At 59.1% G+C, this 20434-nt stretch carries 16 protein-coding genes; 14 read left to right on the top strand and 2 right to left on the bottom strand.

Annotation, left to right across the window (positions count from 1 at the left end; all coding sequences use genetic code 11):
• Positions 1-114: 114 nt before the first annotated feature.
• The 8 genes from HMPREF3055_RS03670 (at position 115) to HMPREF3055_RS03635 (ending at position 6527) form a co-directional block, all read left to right on the top strand.
• Positions 115-645, top strand: a complete 531-nt coding sequence (locus HMPREF3055_RS03670; RefSeq protein ID WP_070738019.1) for a hypothetical protein — start codon at positions 115-117, stop codon at positions 643-645.
• A gap of 27 nt (positions 646-672) precedes the next feature.
• Positions 673-1575 (top strand): hypothetical protein, encoded by a 903-nt coding sequence (locus HMPREF3055_RS03665; protein WP_070738016.1) that lies wholly within the window; start codon positions 673-675, stop codon positions 1573-1575.
• A 149-nt stretch (positions 1576-1724) separates the two neighbouring features.
• Positions 1725-2384, top strand: coding sequence for a hypothetical protein (locus HMPREF3055_RS03660; protein ID WP_070738022.1), 660 nt, complete (start codon positions 1725-1727; stop codon positions 2382-2384).
• Between the two features lie 329 nt (positions 2385-2713).
• The gene (locus HMPREF3055_RS03655) at positions 2714-3184 is read left to right on the top strand and encodes a DUF4190 domain-containing protein (protein WP_070738013.1); all 471 of its coding nucleotides are present in this window, start codon (positions 2714-2716) and stop codon (positions 3182-3184) included.
• A gap of 212 nt (positions 3185-3396) precedes the next feature.
• Complete coding sequence (locus HMPREF3055_RS03650; protein ID WP_070738010.1) at positions 3397-4056, top strand: G protein-coupled receptor family protein; 660 nt, start codon at positions 3397-3399, stop codon at positions 4054-4056.
• Between the two features lie 325 nt (positions 4057-4381).
• Positions 4382-5086: a hypothetical protein gene (locus HMPREF3055_RS03645; RefSeq protein WP_070738008.1), complete on the top strand. Its 705-nt coding sequence runs from the start codon at positions 4382-4384 to the stop codon at positions 5084-5086.
• Positions 5087-5130: 44 nt separating this feature from the next.
• Positions 5131-5748: a hypothetical protein gene (locus HMPREF3055_RS03640; RefSeq protein ID WP_239665157.1), complete on the top strand. Its 618-nt coding sequence runs from the start codon at positions 5131-5133 to the stop codon at positions 5746-5748.
• 89 nt (positions 5749-5837) lie between these two features.
• A complete protein-coding gene (locus HMPREF3055_RS03635) occupies positions 5838-6527 on the top strand; it encodes a hypothetical protein (protein WP_049357159.1) in 690 nt (229 codons plus the stop codon).
• Positions 6528-6615: 88 nt separating this feature from the next.
• On the opposite strand, the gene HMPREF3055_RS03630 is transcribed toward HMPREF3055_RS03635, so the two are convergent.
• Positions 6616-9630 (bottom strand): choice-of-anchor M domain-containing protein, encoded by a 3015-nt coding sequence (locus HMPREF3055_RS03630; protein WP_070738005.1) that lies wholly within the window; start codon positions 9628-9630, stop codon positions 6616-6618.
• Between the two features lie 290 nt (positions 9631-9920).
• On the opposite strand from HMPREF3055_RS03630, the gene HMPREF3055_RS03625 reads away from it, so the two are divergent.
• From HMPREF3055_RS03625 to HMPREF3055_RS03600, 6 genes are all read left to right on the top strand, one after another.
• Positions 9921-12281: a TIGR03773 family transporter-associated surface protein gene (locus HMPREF3055_RS03625; protein WP_070738002.1), complete on the top strand. Its 2361-nt coding sequence runs from the start codon at positions 9921-9923 to the stop codon at positions 12279-12281.
• 124 nt (positions 12282-12405) lie between these two features.
• Positions 12406-14019 carry an anchored repeat ABC transporter, substrate-binding protein gene (locus HMPREF3055_RS03620; RefSeq protein ID WP_246826888.1) on the top strand — a complete coding sequence of 538 codons (1614 nt, stop codon included), beginning with the start codon at positions 12406-12408 and terminating at the stop codon, positions 14017-14019.
• A gap of 93 nt (positions 14020-14112) precedes the next feature.
• A complete protein-coding gene (locus tag HMPREF3055_RS03615; RefSeq protein ID WP_070665784.1) occupies positions 14113-15198 on the top strand; it encodes a TIGR03773 family transporter-associated surface protein in 1086 nt (361 codons plus the stop codon).
• Positions 15195-16073, top strand: coding sequence for a metal ABC transporter ATP-binding protein (locus HMPREF3055_RS03610; RefSeq protein ID WP_070505477.1), 879 nt, complete (start codon positions 15195-15197; stop codon positions 16071-16073). Before HMPREF3055_RS03615 ends, HMPREF3055_RS03610 begins: the two co-directional genes overlap by 4 nt.
• Positions 16070-16924 carry an anchored repeat-type ABC transporter permease subunit gene (locus HMPREF3055_RS03605; protein ID WP_060824074.1) on the top strand — a complete coding sequence of 285 codons (855 nt, stop codon included), beginning with the start codon at positions 16070-16072 and terminating at the stop codon, positions 16922-16924. Before HMPREF3055_RS03610 ends, HMPREF3055_RS03605 begins: the two co-directional genes overlap by 4 nt.
• 327 nt (positions 16925-17251) lie before the next feature.
• Positions 17252-18322: an alcohol dehydrogenase catalytic domain-containing protein gene (locus HMPREF3055_RS03600; protein ID WP_012904339.1), complete on the top strand. Its 1071-nt coding sequence runs from the start codon at positions 17252-17254 to the stop codon at positions 18320-18322.
• A 492-nt stretch (positions 18323-18814) separates the two neighbouring features.
• Here HMPREF3055_RS03600 and HMPREF3055_RS03595 read toward each other — a convergent pair whose 3' ends face one another.
• Positions 18815-20182 carry an NADH dehydrogenase gene (locus tag HMPREF3055_RS03595; protein ID WP_070688782.1) on the bottom strand — a complete coding sequence of 456 codons (1368 nt, stop codon included), beginning with the start codon at positions 20180-20182 and terminating at the stop codon, positions 18815-18817.
• Positions 20183-20434: the final 252 nt, after the last annotated feature.

Genomic DNA, 20434 nt, shown 5'->3' with positions numbered 1-20434 from the left:
TCACCAACCACTACCGCACAAGGACGTACACGCCATAGGCACAGTTTTTTAGACGACCCGCTTTGAAGACATCACAGAGCAACAGCCCGCAGCCCAGAAAGAAGGTGAAGAGCAGTGAAAAAGAACTCCCCGAGGAAAAAGAATGTTTCAAAGAAAAGGAACACTTCGAAGAAAAAGAGTTACCCAGAGGCAAATTACGTTACCGAAACTGGGGCTATAAAGAAGACCCGCAAAAAGAGATACACCAAGAAAAAGAAGAATAAAGTCGATTTCAAAGAGTATCTTCGCAAAAAGGCAAAAGCTGCGTGGGATGCACGCGACGTCATCATATTCGTGGCAGTCATGCTAGGGTTCCTTGCGTCCTTACATTTTATGACCAGCTACAACCCGGGCAATGAATCCGCTATCTGTACTGTCACCTCCGTCGAAATCGTTGAACATGAGGACCCCTACTGGACCTCCGGCGAATTCGAAACAGAGGAGTGCGGAATCATCAAATCAAGCAAATCCCCTGATGGTATCCCCATCCGCAAATACCTCCAGAACTTTGAGACGGGCAAGAAATATAGGGCGTACAAGTCCTTCCATACCCGTAACGATGAATTCGACTTCAGCGTCCTCCGCTTTGAAGAGATCAAAGAGTAACCCCATCCCCGCAGAAAGGATCCCACCGTGAGCTTTATCGGCGAATTTATCATCGACTTTATTGGAGAGGCCATCGCATCCTCACCCACCCTGCAGCGAGTACTCCTGTGGATTCTGTTCTCTGCGTCCCTGCTCCTCCTGCTTGTCCCCGTCATGACGGGCGAGTATGCGTGGAGCATCCTATCCATCTCCACGATGCTGTTTTCCGTCGTGATGATTGACGGCACTCGTGAGCAGTGCGTGAAAAACACCAAGAACGGCGGCGCGTACCACTACTTTCTGCTGACGGTGGGCACGCTCTGCGTTGCCGCGATTGTTCTGCTCGCTGCTCTCTCCCTGGCGGGTGTCCCGCAGGTTGCCTTCACCCCGCAGGCGGACGGCATCAATTTTGCGCCGTGGTATGTGGCGGCGTCTGCGCTGGTTCTGCTGCTGTTCTTCTATAACGCCGCGCAGCCGAGCGAGGAGATCCCTAACCTGCACCGTATGGAGCGCATCAACCGGTACGTGCGCGCGGTGGTGCTGGGTGTGAGCGCCCTGATGGTGCTCTTCTGCCTGCTGATTCCGGTGGTTTCTTTCGCTGCTGCCGGTTATGAGCCTGTGGGTGTTTCGGTGGTGCTGTGCCTGGTGCCGGTCTTCCTGATTTTTGTGCGCCGCACTCTGTTCAAGCTGTGGGCCGCGACCTTTGAGGAGGGTACTGCCGGGTATGGCGTGTTGCGTGGCTTCTGCGTAGCCCTGGTGGGTTTGGGTGGATGTTTGGCGGCGGTCCATCTTGCTGCTGATGTTGTGCAGTCCGGTAGCGGGTTGTCGCTGGTGTATGTGGTGCCGGTGATCGCCTCGTACCTGCTGGTGAAGAGGTACATGACCGTGGGTGTTGCTATCCCCGAGAAGGATGACGAGGAGGACCCGGAGGCTGAACCTACAGCCAGCTAAACCGTGGAACCCCGCGGGTTGAGGAGCCTTGTGCACCAAAGCGCACGGTCTAAGACGATTCGCACCCGGGGTATCCTTGGGGGAAGGTACGCCACCTGCCGGTGGTGCGCTTCCGGATATTCACCAACCACACGAAACGAGAACCCGTCATGCGCACTTTCCTCACTGTCTTCTGGGGTATCTTCGCTACGTTCACAACAGTTGCGACGTTTTATGTCCTCATCAATTATGAGGTGCAGCGTTGGAAAGATAAGCAACGGCTACGTGAGGGTATTTATATTCGACGGGTTACGCGGTTTGAAGCTCTCATTACGATATTGACCCCCGTTTTTCCAGGTCTTGCGTATGTAACCGAAATTTATGACACTGGGCCGGTAAATGTATGGGTTGAAATAGCAGCTCTGTTGCTATCAGTGCTAATGGTCGGTTGTCTACGCTATGTACATGTTGCCTACGTGAAAACCTCCGCCGACGGCATCGAGCAACGCATCTGGTTCTCCAACCCGACCCGCTACCCCTTCAACGCGATCAACCGCGTCGTGTTCTACAAAGCAGCAAAATATGAAGACGAGGACATGGTAGGGTTCTACGCCAAGTCAGGCACCCAGATTGCCCTGTTTAGCCCGTTGCCTCATAAAAATTACCGGCTCTTGGCGATTGTGCGATTCAGGATTGAGAACGAGCGTTGGCCTGACATGGACAACCCGGATGACGTAGCTCAGGTGAACCGTTTGGATTGTGCTGGTAAGACAATGCGCTACTTTGAGAATTTGGGGAAGGTTACTGGCCTTGCCGACGTCTACATGTAGCACTGCACGGCGTTAGTTTCGAATATAGAGAAAGTCCCTGGGCTGAGAGATGACCTCTCAGCCCAGGGGTCTTCTGTATACCTAGGGTCAGCCAAGAAAATCGGGCGGATACGGACCCAAGCCCACCCGCCGGTGAATGGTCGCCCAGTCTTCACCCGAGCCTTGCACCGAGTTAACTTTTTAGCCACCTAACCCATAGACCATCAAAGTACTCGACAATTCAACTTGTCAGAGCTTTCAAGCACATAGAGTATCCTTGGGAAGGGTATGCCACCTGCAGGTGGTGCACTTCCGGATATTCACCAACCACATACGAAATGAGGACTTTCATGTCTGAAAACACCCCGCAGCCGGCTGCACCGCAGCAGCCGCAATTCACCCAGCAGGCACCCGCCGTACAGCCTGCATACGGCGCACCCATCGAGGCACCGAAAAAGAAGTGGGCGGCAGTAACCGCACTGGTTCTGGGTATTATTTCCGCTCTGACCGGCATCTTTGTTATTGGTTCGTTCTTGACCATCCCGACCATTATTTTTGCGGTGATTGCTCTGGTCATGGTCAAGAACGGCACCGGCAAGGGTAAGGGCATGGCGATTGCCGCTCTCGCACTGGTTCTGGTGGCATATATTGCGACTTTCGCTTTCTTCCAGATTCGTGCCGCAAACCTTCAGAAGTCTGAGCAGCAGGCTCGCGAAGTTATCCAGAAGTGCGAGAACCACGAGCCCGGCTACTACATCACCGAGAAGGATGGTAAGCGTTACTGCAACGCTGGCGGCTGGGTCTACGAGATGGATAAGTAAACCGGTCGTCTGGTTTAGTAACCGATGATGCGATAGGTGGGGGCGTTCGTGCGTGCGGCAGTCGCCGTGCCTGCGAGCGCCCCTCAGCCGTATCCTCCGTGGGTGCTTCAGCATCTGGCGGCGAGTACCCCCGGAGCACCTGCAGCGCATCCTCGATGCGCACTCCACTACCATTACCGACTCCTACCTGATTGAAGGAGCGAATAGCTAAAATGATGTCTCAAGAATCTGCTATTACCTTTTGGGGCGTATGCTCCATTATCACGACTATTTTCACGCTTTTCACCCTTGCCGCTTACATCGTTAATCGACGCCGTGATGAGAAGAAGAAGCGTGAAGGCATCTACATTAGTCGTCTGCAAGCGCTACTGGCGTACATTATTGTCTTTTTCCCGGGCTTCCCGCTTGTATGCTATTCCCTGTCACTAGAAAGGGCAGAGACGAGTACTTTCATGGAGGTTGCATGCATACTCATGGCTGCTTTCCTCTTGTTCTACCTGTGGCATGTCAACGCCACGTACATGAAGATTTCTTCTGAGGGTATTAATATGCACACCCCTGTTCTCGGGTCGAGGATCTGCCCCATCGGCGCGATTGATAGCGTTGTTTATAGTGAGTCGAAGAATGAAGATACCCCAAGCCGGATGTGGTTCCTCACTAAGTCGGGTGCACGTATTAACCCGTTGAACCCGAATTATGATGAGTACTATCTCTTGCTTATGACCCGGTTCAGGATTAAGTATGGTCGCTGGCCTGAGCTGGATAATCCGGCTGACGTGGATAAGGTGAACCAGCTGGATAACCGCTATGAAGTCATTCCGTATTTCATGAATAATCAAGAGATTTCGGGTCTTGCTGACGTCGACATGTAGCCTGCCGGTTTGTGGGCTGAAGGCTCCCGGGGATGCGCGGCTCACCCCCGCGCTACCTCGGGGCTTTCGGGGCTCATGCCCTGGTATCCTCAGCACGTAGGCACCGCCGCCTAACCTGGACGGGGCGCGGCAGAGTCCAAATAGTTGAAAGGGAAATAGTATGAACGCTATCTCTGAAACCTTTAGAATCCTATGGCTAATCTTCCTATGGCTTATCTTTATCTTCATGGCCCTTGCATCACTAGGGATGAGTGTTATTGACGTTTGGCCTTGGGGTGCACTGTTCTTCGTTGCAGGTCCTATAGGGCTCTCAGTCATAGATACGGTGCGTAGTAAAAGCTACGGCTATGAAGCAAACGGTGGCCTCTTCCACCACTTCTTTATCTTCGTTCACTCCATCAGCGCGGTAGGCTTGATTGTAGTGACGGCTCTGACCGCTTTTGGGGCACTGCGTACCGCGGATGCAATGCTGTGGACCCCAGAGACGAACTTCGCCCCCTGGTACATGGTTGGCGGGCTGTTCATTGTCGACTTCCTTATCTACCGCATCGAGCCTAATGACGATATTCCTGACCTGCAGCGCATGGAGCAGATGAATAGGCTCTCAACCCGCGTGGGTGTTGTGTCGGCGGCTATTTTCACGGTTCTGTGCCTCGTGGTTCCTCTGACCAGTTTCATGACTGCAGGCTATGATCCGGTGGCTCTGGCGGTTGCGCTTTTCCTGGCCCCTGGGTTCCTGCGTGTTGTGCGTGAGGGCCTCTTCTACCTGCAGAGCACCCGCTTTGAGGAGGGGTCTGAGGGGTATCGTACCCTGCGTGCCGTGTGTATTGGCGTGGCTGGCCTGGCGGGGTGTATCGCGCTCGGGTACCTGGGCTATTCGCTGGTACGCAAGGAGTGGTTGCCCGCGCTGTTCTTTGCTGCCTCGGTGGCGATGAATGCGTGGTCGGTGAAGAAGTACGTCACCGTGGGTATTTCTATTCCTGAGAAGGAAGAAGCGAAGAAGGAAACAACCGAAAAGATTAGGGAGTAGCATTGCTAAGCACTTTTTTAACTATTTTTTGGGGTTGCTTATTAGTGCTTACTGTCATTTCAATTCCTTATATTCTTATTAGTTATGAGGTGCATCGGCGTCAGGATAAGAAGAGAGAGTCTGCGGGTATTTATGTTAGACGCGTGAATCGTTTTGAGATTTTCAGCTGTCTCGCATCCCCATTTTTTCCATTAATTTTCTTTTTGTCCATGATATATGATGGAAAAATAAATCTTATCCAAGATTTTATTGCTCTAATTTTCACCTCAATTTTTCTAATGTTCTCATGGTATATTCATGTTGCTTATGTAAAAATTTCACCGGAAGGCGTCGAGCAACGCATTCTTTCCACCAAGCCGACAAGTTATCCATTCAATGTAATTGATAGTGTTTACTACCGTGAAGCGCTCTCAATTGATGACCAAGATATTGTTGGATTTTATACTAAATCAGGTAAACATATTGCTGCGTTTTGCCCGATTATTCATGGTAATTATCGTTTGTTGGCGATTGTGCGGTTCAGGATTGAGAACGAACGCTGGCCTGATATGAATAATTCGGGTGATGTGGCTCAGGTTAACTTGTTGGACACATGGGGTGAGACAATTCCATTCTTCAGGGAACGGGGAGAAGTCTCCGGTCTCGCCGATGTCGACATGTAGCCCGCTCGATAAGCGCCGACTACCCCCTACATCCTAAGAGCCACAACTGGCACGAACACCACCAACACCGCGAAAGAGGAGCACACATCATGCACACCTTTTTCCTTCTGCTCTGGGGCACCTGCACCCTCGCATCGATTATCGGCGCCATCATTGTCGTTGTCCTGCATGATAGACACCTGCGCCAGGACATGAAGCTACGCGACGAAGGCATCTACATTACACGCGTGCCCCGCCGTGAAGCACTCATAAGCCTTCTCACGCCCACACTCCCGGCAGGTTTCTTCGCGTTCTACCTCTACACGCAGGCAGAGCTCGGCATCCTCTTCAACCTCCTGATGTTCATCCTGCTGCTGGTCTTCCTATACCACCTTCTGCACGTTCACCTGGTGTACACGAAAATCACGCCTGACACTGTGGAGCAGAAGCTCTCACCGTTCGCTACCGTGACCCCCTACCCGATTAGGGCTATCGACCAGGTTTTCTACTTCCAAGGTAGGGCGGAGGCGGAGGATTGGGATGGGGAAGGGACCGACAAGGCTACCTTCTACACCAAGAAGGGCAAGGAAATCGCCAAGCTTGACCCCGTTGGAAGGAACCACCGGCTGCTGGCAATCGTACGGTTCAGGCTCGAGTTCGACCGCTGGCCCGATATGCGGGACCCGCAGGATCTGGCGTGGGTTGATACGTGGGATAGCCTCGAGTGGACCCGACCCCTGTTCAGGAAGCTGTATAGAAGACGCAACAAAATCACCGGCCTAGCGGATATCAAGATGTAACACCGCATAGAGAAAGCCCCCGCGGCCGAGAGTCATCCTCTCAGCCGCGGGGGCTTTATCGTATCAGCGTATCCTCACGCGGCGAGCGCTACGAAGCGCGGCGGCGAGAACGCAGTACCATCACGGTGCCCGCACCGAGCACCAGTGCGCCACCCACAGCCACAGACACCGCACCGAAACCAGTACGCGCCAGGCCGCCCTGCTGGGAGCTCACGCCACCCGACGCAGCAGACACACCGGACTGACCCAAAGAACCGCCACCAGTGCCGCCACCGGAAATACCGCCCGGGTACACGCCGCCAGCAGAACCATCAGCCGAACCGTCAGAGGATCCCTGCGCGTTCACGTCACCGGCAGCGCCAGAAGCACCAGCCTGACCGGACTGACCACCCTGCGCGGCACCAGACTGCGCGGAGCCGGGCTGGTTAGCACCAGCGGTACCGCCCGGGGTTGCCGAATCCACACGGCGCACACCACTAAAGTCGTCCTTAGCCGCATTCGGGTCCTTCGGCACGGCAGTCTCAAACGAGCACGCATCCGACGCCTTCTTACCCACAGCAACCGCAAGCTGCTGCACCGGGCTGTTCACCTCAGTACCATCAGCCAGGGTCGCAGAATAGTGCACGTCAAACATGTACTGGCCGGGCTCAGAGAACACCCAGTTCGCGTGCGCGTGCGTCGCGTAATCAATGTCGATCGTGGTCTTGCCGGTCGTCGAATCCAGCAGCACATCCGCGCCGTTCAGCGACTCAGTGAACATGCCGAAGCGCGCACCCTCAGGCATGACCTTCGGAACCACGTGCAGGCGCACCGGGCCGCGCAGCTGCGAGTAGTCGATATCCTGCGTGTTGTAGCCGGGCCAGGGCAGGCCGCTCTGCTGGGTCTGCGGCAGGCCGTAGAAGGCGGTGCCGACCGGGCCCATGAAGTTCAGCTTCTCATCAGCCATGCGTTCGGTGCGCACACGGCGAGCGTTCTCGCTGACCGTCCACACGACCGAATCAAGCGGGCGCACGGTCGAATCGGCGTCAATGATGCCGCTGTCGTCACGCAGACCCACGGACAGCTGGCGGTCCTTCAGGGTCGCCTGAATGTCCAGGTGGCCGTGCGAAATCTTGGTGCGGCCGTCGATCTTGCCGGGCACGCACTGGTTACCGGGGGTTCCGGGGGTGGACGGCTGCGCAGACGGTGCCGGGCTAGTCGGAGCAGGTGCGCTCGGGGTCGGGTTCGCGGGCGCGGGGCTAGACGGTGCCGGAGTGGAGGGCGCCGGAGCAGGCACGCTCGGCTCTGCAGAGGCGGTCGGCACCGCAGGCACGGTCGGAACCTCGCTGGGAGACACCGACGGAACGGTGCTGGGCTCAGCGGTCGGAGCCTCGGAAGGAGCCTCGCTCGGCTCAGCAGAAGGCTCAGTGGAGGGCGCAACCGTAGGCTCAGCACTCGGCGACGGATCCACCGGAGCAGGCTTCGGCGCATCCGCAATCGGCGCGCTATCGGGAGCCAACGCACCGTGCGCAGTGTACTTCGTGCCCGGCTCGTAGTTCGCCGCAACCTCAGTGGTAGAGGCGGAAGCGTTCATATCCGGGTGGGTCAGCATCTTCACGCGCAGAGCCGTGCCCTTGTAGAAGGACTCGTCACGGAAGGTAAAGCGCGCCACACCATCCTCGACGGAGCCTTCCAGATCGAGGTACGGGTAGACCGGGTCATCCTGGGCGTAGAAGCCGCCGCGCATGAAGCCGCGCACCTTCGGATCCTTGAAGCGAACCTCAACGGTGCTGAAACCGTTGCCGTTCGGGGTGACGGTCACGTCGTAGTCCATGCTGCTCGGCGTGTACTGCTGGGTGCTGAGTACGGTGTTCGCCTGATCCGGGATTTCTTCGGGCCAGGAGCCGTTACCGTCATCGCTGTACACGCTCTCAGCCTTGCCGGGCTCGTAGGTGAGCTTGTGCGAGATCCAACGGGACGCCTCCGCGCTATTCTCGTCGGAAGTGTCGGGGGTGAAGACCGCCTGCAGCTGAGAGCCCTCGCTACCGAGCATTTCAGACCAGGTGGCGGTACCGTTCACGACCGGCAGGTCGGTCAGGAAGTAGCCGTTGTTGTACAGGGTCAGGGTGCCCTTGAGGTTCTTGTTCGCGGCAGTGAAGGTGATGTCGCTGAGCTTGTCGTCGGCATCCTTGTTCTTTGCCGGGTCGGCGTCCAGGCGGTGCGGTGCCACGGACAGTACGTACTTTGCGGCGTCCAGGTCACCGACGGGTGCCGCATTGTAGCGGTCAACGGTGGGTACGGCGGTGGGGGTGCCGTCACCGAGCACGGGCTGCATGCCGCCAACCTGCCAGACCAGCTTCGACGGCTTGGAGCTAATAATGCGGCCGTCGGTAGAGCGCGCCACGGTGCGGTAGGTGACCACGTAGCGGCCCGGGCGGGTGAAGGTCGTGGTGTTGTGGGTGTGGCTACCCTTGTCGAGCAGCCAGGAGTGCCAGCCGGTCGAGCTGCTGGAAAGCATGCGGTACACGTCAGCGGGGGCGTCGTCCGGGTTGTAGCGGAAGAGCTCCATACGGCCGGGGCCCTCAACTGAGAGAATGTCGGTAGCGAACACGCCGTCACGGAAACGCTCAGTGGGCACCTTCGTGGAGGCACCCAGGCCAGCCCAGATGGGGTCCTGGTTGCCGTAGGTCAGGTGCGGTGCCATGTAGAGGGTCTGGCCGGGTTCGCCGAGGAACGCCAGGGAGGGCGAGTCGCCCAGGGTCATGGTGTACTGCGACTTGCCGTCCCTGGTGCTGTAGCCCTTGCCGACCCAGTTGACGGTCTTGTCCAGTTCGTAGGTGTCTGCACCGGTCTTGTAGGGGTTCGCCTCGTTCATGAGGACGAAGGTGCCGTTCTGCTCGTCCCAGTATGCCTTGGGGGCGTCAACGTGACCCTTGGTGGTGACGATTTTGCCGTCGTCGGGGCCTGCTGCGGCGGGCAGGGAGGGGGCAGCGCCGGCGAGCGCGAGCAGCGCTGCGGCGGAAAGGAATGCGGCTGCGCGGCGGAGGGCGGGCTTGCCGCCGGGGATGAAGAGTGCGGGGGTGTGTGTGGTGACCCTTCGTTGGGTCTGCTTCTGAGAGCTCATGACAACCTTTCTCATTTTTCTATCCTCTAGGGTAGCTCTTTTGCAAATAATTGTCATTTAGAACCTAAGTGAGTATAGTGATTCTCAGAAATACGTGTGCGCCGAGGCTCGCCCAAAAACGCACACCACGTACATCCACAAAGAGAAAAACACGGCAGAGCGCACCCCGAACCCAAGAGGGAAACCGGCAACAGGCCGCCGGACCCAGCATCGGGCAAGCCCCGAAAGCAACGGGCCCCGAACACACCGGGCAACGCGCCAGCCAACGAGCAGTCATCCAAGGAGCCACCATGCAAGGACGCACCAAACCCCTGAGCCTACTCAGCGCAACCACCCTCGGATGCACCCTCGCACTCGGGGCGCCCCTCGCCCTGCCCCAGGTCGGCACCTTCACCGCCGCACAGGCGCAGGAAAACCAGGCGCAGGAAAACCAGACCGGCACCCAGGCAGGCACCGAGTCGCGCGCCTACGTCAACTACGAAGGCGACTACGTCATCGCGGGCGTACACACCGAAATGCTCAACGCATTCCTCGACGGCAACCAGTTCACCCTCGCCACCCTCGCAGACACCGGCCCCGGCCAGCAGGGACGATTCAACCCCGCCCGCACCGTCTTCCACCTGCCCGACGTCGAGGATGCACACACCAACGTCGTAGCAGGCTACGACTACATTGCCCCCGAAGGCACCGACATCTTCTACATTCCCTCCACCCGCACCCGCGGCCTGCTCTACCCCGGCCTCGGCGCGGAAGGAATCCGCCCCGGCGCACTCAAGGACAACACCATCAACCTTGAACTCGTGCGCAGCAGCGTACCCGAAGGCGGCCGCGCCGAAGTCTTCACCGAATCCGGTCGCGACAACCCGCGCGTCTTCAGCACCAACGACAAGCTCGCACCGCACACCATCACCTCTGGCGGTCACGAGCACCTCAGCTGGGCATTCACCCGCGCAGGCATCTACCAGCTGACCTTCCGTGCCACCGCAACCCTTGCCGACGGCACCCCGGTCAGCTCCGAGGCGACCTACACCATCGCCGTGGGCACTAACGCTGAGGACGGCTTCAAGCTCCTGAACGCACAGAACGCCGCAAAGGAAGCGACCAAGGACGCCACGAGCGAGGCGACCACTACCCCCGAGGCGACCTCCACCGCTACCGAGAGCGCCACCAGCAGCCCCAGTGCATCTACCTCCGCAAGTGCTGAGGCGAGTGCATCTGCTGAAGCGAGTGCATCCACCGGTATTCGCCGCGTGGATGGATCCGTGAACGGTCAGAATGCCGCGCAGGTGACCGACCCGAACGGCGCGAAGGCGGCGGCAAATGGTGAGCAGGCATCCCAGGGTGGATCCGGTGTAACCGCTATCAGCGGCACCGACAACACTAATAACGGCTCCGACAAGGGTGAAAACAAGGACGGCAACGCCACCAGCGCGAAGGGATCCAGTGTGAAGGGCTCCAACGCCCAGAACATCAGCGCACCCAGCAACGGCGGCGGCATTACCGGCAACGGCGTGCTGTCCTCCGGTCTGCCCGGCAGCCTGAACCAGCAGTGCATCGCCACCGAGGTTCCCGCCGAAGATGCCAAGGGCTCCAAGGACAGCAAGGACTCCAAGGACGCTCAGAAGGACAACAAGCAGAGCAACCAGGCAGCCCAGGCACCGACCAGCATCCCCACCCTCGCTGTAGTCAACACCGCCGAGCACAGCGGCCGTGAAGAAGTCACCCACGGCCACTTCGACGTAGGCCCGATCCTCAACGGCGGCAACCTCACCAGCAGCGTGAAGGACGACCGCACCAGCCCCGCCCGCCACGTCTCCCCCGGCGCCCTCGAGTTCGTACTCAATGACGCCGCGAAGATCAACCTGCCCGCAGGCATGGAGAACATCGCCCCGGCGGGCACCCCCGTGCACATGATCGGTGCAACCCAGCAGCAGGGCGTGCCCTGGCTCGGCTGGAGCACCCAGGACCCCGAACTGCTCAAGCAGCTCGACGGCCCCGTCACCATGAGCCTCAACGGTTTTGAGGGCCCCGGCACCATGTCCACCTTCCTCTCCGGCAACTTCGGTTCCGCCGGTCAGAAGGTCTTCGATTCGCGTAGCGGCGGCTCCTTCCAGGTGCCCGCAAACACCCACCAGCACAGCAACTGGGTGTTCACCGCTGAGGGACGCTACACCGTGACCATCGGCTGGACGGCACGCCTGAAGAACGGTCAGCAGGTCAGCAGCGAATCGGTTCTGCACTTCACCGTCGGCAACCCCGATAACGCCCCGGCAAGCAACAACGCACAGGGTGCGGCAGAAACCAAGCAGGACGGCGGCAACGCTAACAGCGCTAACGGCGCCAACAACGGCGGCGAGAAGAGCACCGCAAAGAACCCCGTCAACGGCACCGTCGACGAAGCCACCGGCGTCGTCACCAAGCCCGACGGATCCAAGGTGCGCATCGTCGGCAAGACCGCCTCCGGTGAGGATTGCGCCCTGACCAACCAGGAACTCGCCAACGCCCAGAAGGCAGCCGCCGCAGGTAAGCTGCCGAACACCGGTGTGGTCATCGACCCGTTCATGGTCAGCACCTCCATTCTGGCGCTGGCACTCGGTGCCATGATTCTGCGTTCGGCACGCCGAAAGGGCCGCAGCGGTGACACCGCATAGCGGGCATACCGAAAACCGCGCACAAGCATATAGTCGGCGTACCGCCCTCACCCTCGCCTCCCGTATTGCGGTGGGTGCGGGGGTGGGGGCTGGTGCCTTCGCACTGAGCGGATGTGCCAGCACCGTGAACGCTTCCTCCGACCAGATGCGCGTGGTCGCCACGACCCCGATTCTGGCGGACTTGGCGCAGCAAATTGCAGGAGAGCGCGCCAGCGTGCACTCCCTGGTGCCTGCCGGTGCTGACCCGCACTCGTATGAGCCGAGCCTGCGCGATATCCGCGATGTCGCCTACGCCCGCTGCGCCCTGACGAACGGTCTGCTGCTGGAGCAGCGTAAGCTCAGCAAAATGGTTGAGGCAAACCTGCCCGCAGGCGTTGTGTCCGTGGCGGTTGCGGAGAAAATTGAGCAGTACGGCGGCAAGCTGGAAGCCATTGTTGAGGATGCCTCCCTGGACTCCATCTGGCTGGGTTTGCGCGTTGAAGAGGGCAGGCAGAACGAATCTGCCCCCGCCGACTCTTCGGATGCGGGAATGCGCTTTGAGGTGCAGAGCGTGCGGGCGCGCACCTCTACCGATTCGTCGAATGCGCAGTTGGCGGCGTTCATTACGCAGACCTTCGGCGCGGTGGAGATGCTGTGCGATTCGCATGCGCGCGGCGTGAACCTCACCCGTGAGGGGGACACCGCAATCCGTACCGGCGATATGGGTTCGCTGGAGCTTCCGTTGCAGGCGCATACGCACCTGTCGTGGGCGTTTAGTGATGCCGGCGAGTACGCCATTGAGCTGAGTGCCACCGCAGTCAATGCGCCGGAGTCGGTGCGTTCTTCGCGCGGCACCCTGTACTGCGCGGTTGGTCGTGACCCGCAACAGCTGGTGGACCGTCTGGCGAAAGAACAGAACGTTTCTGCCTCGGACATCAAGGTTCTTTCCGCAGGTCACGCCGATATTACGGCACGTACCGGCGACGGCAGGCTCGTGCTTCGCGCGGATTCCTCCCAGGGCGCCGTAGAGTACGAACTGAACCGCACCGTGGTCGCGGTCCCCTCCCGCACCCTGCAGGAGGTGCCCGCCGGCGGTAGCTACCGTTTCCTGCGGTCGGGTGCTTCGGAGCATCGTGGTCAGGTGTACCTGCTGGCGCAGGCCGTTCTAGGCAAGCACGTGCACGGCGAGATTGACCCGCACATTTGGCATTCGGTGCCGAACGCAAAGGCGAGCGTGCAGGTCATCCGTGACGCACTCACCTCCGCCGATCCGGCAGGTTCGAGCGAGTACGCGACCCGCACCGAGCAGGTCATGAAGGAGCTTGATGCCCTGGACGCTCAGCTGCGTCAGGTGTACGGAGGTCTGCCTGAGTCGGCACGCAACCTGGTCACCACGCACGACGGCTACCGCTACCTGGCGAGCACCTACGGGTTGCACATTGCCGGTTTCGTGAGTGCCAGCGCCAGCGGCGAGCCGAGCATTCAGCAGCGTCAGCGCCTGCGTCGCACGGTCGAGGATTTGAAGGTTCCAGCGATTTATCTGGACAAGTCCACGGCGATGCGTTCACCGGTTCTCACGGAGCTGGCTCGGGAGGCTCAAGTGCGTACCGGGGTGCTCTATTCGGACACTCTGGATGCGCAGGCTCCTCACTACGCGCAGATGATGCTGGCGAATGCTCACACGATTGCGCTGTGCTCGGGGGCTAGTTCTGGCGGCGATTCTTCGGGTGCTAGCTGCTCGGAGGCAAGCACCTCATAACCCGGTTTTAAGCTACCCACAAGCCCATATAGCCGCATCAGCATATAGATAATCTTTCACACACCGTTTCGGTCATGATCCAAGGAAGTCCTCATGATGAACTCAACCACCCCCTCCCGCTCCTCACGTAGCCGCGCGCTGCCCGCCCTGGCCCTGGGCGCAAGCCTCATGCTCGCACCCCTGGGTGTCGCACACGCGGAGAGCACCCCGGCAACCGCTGAGAGCGCCTCGGCTCAGCCAAGCGACAGCAACCTCAGCCGCGGCGAGCGTGCCCTCACCCAGACCCTGTCGGCGGAGCAGCCGGTCGCATCCGGCCGCACCGAAATTTCTGCCGGTCACGTGGATATGGGTCCTCGTTTCAACAACGGCAAGTTTGAGCTCATGCTCCACGACGACCACGGCGAAACCCCCGTCTGGCGTAGCCTGGACGAGGTCATCTACCGCGGTAGCGATAAGGCGATCCTTGAGGTGCCGAACGACCCGCGTTACTCCTTCGTGGGTGCGCCCGCCGGCTCTAAGGTGTACGTGATTCCGCAGACCGAAACTAAGGGCGTGATCTGGCCGGGTTGGAACACTCAGGATCCGCAGCTGGTGTCCAAGCTGAACCGCGGCGTGAACCTGACCCTGGAGCAGGTAAGCGGCCCCGGCACGTTCAGCCTGTACCTGGAGAACGGCAACTTCTCGGCACCGCAGGTGCTGTGGTCCTCGACCAAGAGTGAGCCGCAGAAGCTGTGGGTGGAGAAGAACACTCACACCCACGCGAACTGGGTGTTCACTGCCCCCGGCGAGTACCTGCTGAAGGTCACCGCGAGCGCTGAGCTGTCTGACGGTTCGACCGTATCTGATACCCGCTACCTGAAGTTTGCGGTGGGTGATTCTGCGAGCGCTGACGCCCTGTACGCGATGGAGGCGCAGGCGCGCGGTTCTGCATCCTCAGGTTCGGCTTCTTCTGCTTCCTCCGATGCTTCGGCTTCTTCTGCTTCTCAGGCATCCGGTTCTTCTTCTGCCGCCGCAGCGAGCGATCAGAGCGGTTTCCGTGCTGAGTTCACGATTTCCTGGAGTCCTATTGTCGCTGGCATCGTGGTCGTGGTGGGCGTGGGCGCATTCATCGTCTCCCGGCGTCGCCGCTCCTCCGCGCAGCGTGAGGCTCTGGATGAAGTGCGCGGTGACCGTTCGTGAGCGCATCGGTAACAGCGGGTACTGAACCCGTCCTAGAGATTTCAAACCTGTACGCCGGCTACGCGCGCCGTTCCATCCTCAAGGATCTGTCCCTGACCCTGGAGCGCGGCGAGTTTGCGGGTCTGATTGGTGCTAATGGTGCCGGTAAGACCACGCTGCTGCGCACCATTTTGGGTCTAATTCGCCCGGCGTCCGGTCAGGTTCGGGTGCTGGGTGAGTCGCCGCGTGTGGCGCGTGCGCATATTGGTTATGTGCCGCAGAAGCACCAGTTCCAGTGGGATTTTCCGCTGACCGTTAAGGACACGGTGATGACCGGTCGCGTGCGTGAGATTGGGTTCTTCCGCCGCCCGGCGAAGAAGGATTGGGTGCAGGTTTTTTCGGCGATGGAACGCACCGATGTTCTGCACCTGCAGGATGCTTCCATTGCGGAGCTTTCCGGTGGTCAGCGTCAGAGGGTTCTTTTGGCGCGCGCTTTGGCGGCGAACCCCTCCCTGCTGCTGCTGGATGAGCCTTTTACGGGCGTGGACGCGCCGACTCAGACCACTCTGACTCGCCTGTACCGTGAGTTGGCGGGCGAGGGCATCACGATTCTGATGTCTACGCATGACATGCTGGCGGCGCGTGAGTCCTGCTCGCGTCTGTGCGGTGTGCGCGGCAATATTCACCTGGATGGTCCGGCGGACTCCTTTAGCCTGGAGCAGTTGCATACGTGGTTGCACGGTCACGATATTGAGGAGGCGCAGGGTCACGCCCGCACGGGCTTCACCTGTGCCGGTGGTGCGTTGGATGAGTACGGCCACGAGCTGCCCGATTCCTGCGCTTCTGATCATTCCCTCTCCCCCGCCCATACTGCTTCTACCGGGGGTGCCCGTTGATTACTCCTATCGATTTTCTTGCCGACCTGTTCAACCCGTCTCTGGCATTCCTTCCGCGCGCCCTGGCGGCGGTACTGCTCGCATCGGTGGTTACCGGTGTGGTGGGCTGCCACGTGCTGATGCGCGGCATGGTCTTCATTGGCGATGCGGTGGCGCACTCGGTGTTCCCGGGTCTTGCGGTAGCGTTCGTACTGGGCGGCAACCTGATGGTGGGCGGTCTGACCGCGGGCGTGGTGACGGCTATTCTGGTGGCTATTTTTAGCCAGAATCAGCGGCTACGCGAGGATTCCGTGATTGGTATTTTCTTCGCGGCGTCCTTTGCGTTAGGTATTGTGATTATTTCGTTGGCGCCGGGCTATTCGGGGTCGGTACAGGACTTCTTGTTCGGCTCGATTGTGGGTGTTTCGAATGAGGACATTACCCAGGCCGCGATTATGGGTGCCATTATTCTGCTGGTGCTGTGGCTGTTCCACCGCCAAATTGTGACGGTCAGCCTGGACCGTGAGAGCGCCCGCGCGATGGGCCTGCCGGTGCTTGCCCTGGATATTGTGCTGTACGTTCTGGTAACCATTTCTGTGGTGCTGGGTTTGCAGACGCTCGGTAATGTGCTGGTGTTGGCGCTTCTGGTGATTCCGGCGTCGGCAGCCCGCCTGGCGTGCCGCCGACTGGGGTCGATGATGGTGTTCTCGCCGGTGTTTGGCGGTATCTGCTCGATTGTTGGCCTGTACCTGTCCTGGGCGTTTAACCTGCCGACCGGTGGCACGATTGTGCTGTCGATGGTGGCGGCTTTTGTGCTGGTGTGGGCGGTGACGGCGGTTCGTTCGCGAGCGCGTGCCCAGCTGAAGAGCTAAATCCAGTTGAAGAGCTAAGCCCAGCTCAACCTCGACTCAATCCAACTTTTCTCGAGTAAACGCACGAGTAAACGCACGAGTAAACGCACGAGGCGCATCCCTATTTTCAGGGGTGCGCCTCGTGCGTTATTTACAGGTATTAAATACCCAAACTGAATCATGTTTATGTTTAAAGAACTAAAAGATACACTCCGCGTAATAAAAGCGCTTAATTCAACACGTCGGGTTTAATGAAAATACAACCTATCAAATATTCCTTATAGGTTGATACATGTAGTGATAAAGCAGTCACTGCACCCTCATCAGAACTTCAACGGAGGAGGCACCATGAAGGCATATGTGTACCACGGTCCCGATCAGAAGGGCGCCTGGGAGGAAGTCCCGAACCCCACCATTCTTGAGCCCACGGACGTTATCGCCCGTGTCGACACCACCACCATTTGCGGTACTGACCTGCACATCCTGAAGGGTGACTGCCCCGAGGTGGACCACGGACGCATCCTCGGCCATGAGGCTGTCGGCACCATCACCGAGGTTGGCTCCGCGGTGACTGATCTGAAGGTCGGCGACCGCATTATCATTCCCGCCGTGACCAGCTGCGGTAAGTGCTCCTACTGTAAGGCGAACCAGCCTTCGCACTGCCAGACCGTTGGTGGTGTCGGCTGGATTTTCGGTTACATGATTGACGGCACCCAGGCAGAGTACGTGCGTGTTCCCTACGCAGAGACCTCGGTCCACCTGGTTCCGGAGGGTCTGACCGATGAGGACGTCCTCTTCCTCACCGACGCACTGCCCACCGGCTTCGAGATCGGTATTCTGAACGGCAACACCAAGCCCGGCGACACCGTCGCTGTCGTGGGTGCAGGCCCCGTGGGTCTGGGCGCAATCATGACCGCTAACCTCTGCGGTGCCGGCCGCGTCATCACCGTCGACTTTGACGACAACCGCATGAACAAGGCACTGGAGCTGGGTGCAACCGATAAGGTCAACGCGGGCGACCCGGACTTCATCGAGAAGATTAAGGCTCTCTCCCCCGACGGCCTGGGCGTGGACGTGGCAATTGAGGCTGTGGGTGTTCCGCAGACCTTCGAGACCTGCACCAAGATTGTTCGCCCCTACGGCAACATCGCTAACGCCGGCGTGCACGGCAAGCCCGTTGAGCTGCCCCTGAACACCATGTGGATTTCTAACGTGAGCATCAACATGGGCCTGGTCAACTGCAACACCGTCGGTAACTTGCTGAACATGGTCCGCTCGGGTCGTCTGAACGCTAAGGCGATGGCAACCCACCGCTTCACGTTCGACCAGTTCGAGGAGGCATACGACCTGTTCTCCCACGCTGCTGAGCACAACGTGGTGAAGGTTGTTATCTCCCGTAACCCCGAGGTTGCGGCATAGACTGCGGTAGGCTCATATACCGCTCATACTGAAACCCCGAACGTTTGTGAGGGATTTCGGTGGGATGTATTCAATACACTGCGAACATCCCTAGGATTCGCCTCCGGGTGGGAGAGGGTAGGTCCCACCCGGAGCGCGAATCGCCCCCCCCTACCCCGAGATGCAGTTATTTTCTGTTGATGTAGACGATGCGCCAGCTCAGGGTTTTCTGTTCCCTCAGCCCCCTTTCCGGTGGGCTTGGGGGCGGTTCCTCAAGCGTGATGCACCCTCTGCCGGGCGCTCTGCCGACCCGCTTCGGCGGGTTCTTCTGCCAGGCAACCTCTACCGGTGGAGGGGCGCATCATATGACTCTTCTTGGTCGGGCGGTACCTCCGATTCTGCTCGCCCTTGAAGGGAATAGGAAAAGGGTCGTACGCTTACGGTTCAATGGCGAACTCGTAGGCTGCGACCCTTTTCTCATGCCCGGATTTTCGGCGCCCTCGGGCGGGCTATTTAGTTTTTAGGCTTCTCAGTACCGGGTTTCTCAGCGCTGCTTTTCTCATGACCGTCGGCATCGTGCAGGATGCGGGTGAACGCCTCCGTGGGGTCATCTGCCCCAGCTGCGACGGATACCCCAACTGCGGTGGAAGGTTCGGTGGCGCTTCCGGTGACGGGTTCGGTGGGCGCATCCTCAACGGGTACTTCAGCCAGATTCTCGGCAGGTACCTCGGCAGGAGCCTCGACGGACACCTCCGCGACGATGGGCTCCTCCGAGGCGGACTCCGCAGAGGCAGGCGCCTCCGGAGCCTTCTGTGCATCCTCCGGCTTATCCTGAGCCGGCGCCTCTACAGGCTGCCCAGAAACACCCTGCTCAGTAGCTACCGGCTCACCGTGCGCGGATTCCTTCTTCGCATCCTTGTGCGCGTCCTTATGTTCGAGCCTGTAGATGATGCGCGGTTCCAGGCGCTCAAAACCAATCTTGGAGCGCACCCAGTTCACGAAGCGGTCGATACGGTCCTCACCCTCGGTGGTTTCCGCAACCCGGTAGTTGCGCGGCAGCATCACGCTGTCGCTGAGCACGCGCGGGTACTCATCAATCTCCTGAATACCCGCCATGTACATGTTCTCGCGGAACTGGTGAGCGAACTCCTGCTGACCGAGGAACAGCTGGTCGGCGTAGGTTTTAGCCGCCAGGCGCTCGCTGTAGGCGTCCTTGGAGTCGCGAGCGCCCTTCTTGGAGCCGTAAATATCCCAGAAGTAGAAGTACACATTGTTCGCGATAATGGCGGAGATAATGCGGTTCTGCAGGTACACGAGGGCACCGACGGCGACCGCACCAACAATCAGGAGCACCACGGCGAGCGGGGAGAGTGCAAAGTCAGACAGATTGCCGCGGTGGTTCGTGAACAGGCCAATCAGGTAGGCGATGGTGACCACGATGATGGGCACGCCGATGAAAATCACGGCCAGCGGAACCCAAATGTACAGCAGGGCACGTAGAATCAGGCGGTAGTAGCTAATCGAGTCGCCAATGGGGATGGGCGTAGGCTTCACGGAAGAGTGCGCACGCTTCATGAGCAGGCTGAAGATACGGTTGCTGTCGATGCCAACTTTACGCAGCTTCGATTCGAGGGACGCACGCTTGAGGAAGACCCGGTAGTTTTCGAGGACGACGCGCTGGTCGGAGGTGAGCTTTTCGGGGTCGGGTAGGGCGTTGAGGTCCAAGCCGGCTTCGGTGAGGAGCTTGCTCCACAGCTCTAGGCGTGCCAATTCGGAGGGTTTTGCCGCCGCCTGCGCCTGGTAGTTCTTGTAGGAGATGAAGATGGTGCTAGCACCAATGAGTAGCGTAATAAAGGGTGCTATCCAGTCTTTGAGTCCCATGGTGGCGTTCTTCCTTGATTGTGTGGAGCCGCTGGTTCCTCTGCGGTCGGGGCTGATGCCCGCTGTTTTACCGTACCACCGGCACCTGTGCTGAACCTTTAAATGCGCAGGTGGGTGCGTAAAAATAGCCCCGCCTCCCGATGCTGCGGTATGAACTGCCTCCCGTTTCTTGGACACCAAAAATGAAGTCCAAGAAACGGGAGGCTTTTCATGTCTGAACATCTGGGATTAAGGCATGACCGTTTGCTTCGG

The organism is Rothia sp. HMSC061C12, from assembly GCF_001815755.1.
GTDB classification, from domain to species: domain Bacteria; phylum Actinomycetota; class Actinomycetes; order Actinomycetales; family Micrococcaceae; genus Rothia; species Rothia mucilaginosa.
This window is presented reverse-complemented; position numbering and strand designations above follow the sequence as displayed.

Coding starts and splice junctions, on each gene's coding strand:
- HMPREF3055_RS03650 (WP_070738010.1), top strand. CDS start 3,397: ATGATGTCTCAAGAATCTGCTATTACCTTTTGGGGCGTATGCTCCATT.
- HMPREF3055_RS03595 (WP_070688782.1), bottom strand. CDS start 20,182: ATGGGACTCAAAGACTGGATAGCACCCTTTATTACGCTACTCATTGGT.
- HMPREF3055_RS03615 (WP_070665784.1), top strand. CDS start 14,113: ATGATGAACTCAACCACCCCCTCCCGCTCCTCACGTAGCCGCGCGCTG.
- HMPREF3055_RS03660 (WP_070738022.1), top strand. CDS start 1,725: ATGCGCACTTTCCTCACTGTCTTCTGGGGTATCTTCGCTACGTTCACA.
- HMPREF3055_RS03655 (WP_070738013.1), top strand. CDS start 2,714: ATGTCTGAAAACACCCCGCAGCCGGCTGCACCGCAGCAGCCGCAATTC.
- HMPREF3055_RS03635 (WP_049357159.1), top strand. CDS start 5,838: ATGCACACCTTTTTCCTTCTGCTCTGGGGCACCTGCACCCTCGCATCG.
- HMPREF3055_RS03600 (WP_012904339.1), top strand. CDS start 17,252: ATGAAGGCATATGTGTACCACGGTCCCGATCAGAAGGGCGCCTGGGAG.
- HMPREF3055_RS03630 (WP_070738005.1), bottom strand. CDS start 9,630: ATGAGCTCTCAGAAGCAGACCCAACGAAGGGTCACCACACACACCCCC.
- HMPREF3055_RS03625 (WP_070738002.1), top strand. CDS start 9,921: ATGCAAGGACGCACCAAACCCCTGAGCCTACTCAGCGCAACCACCCTC.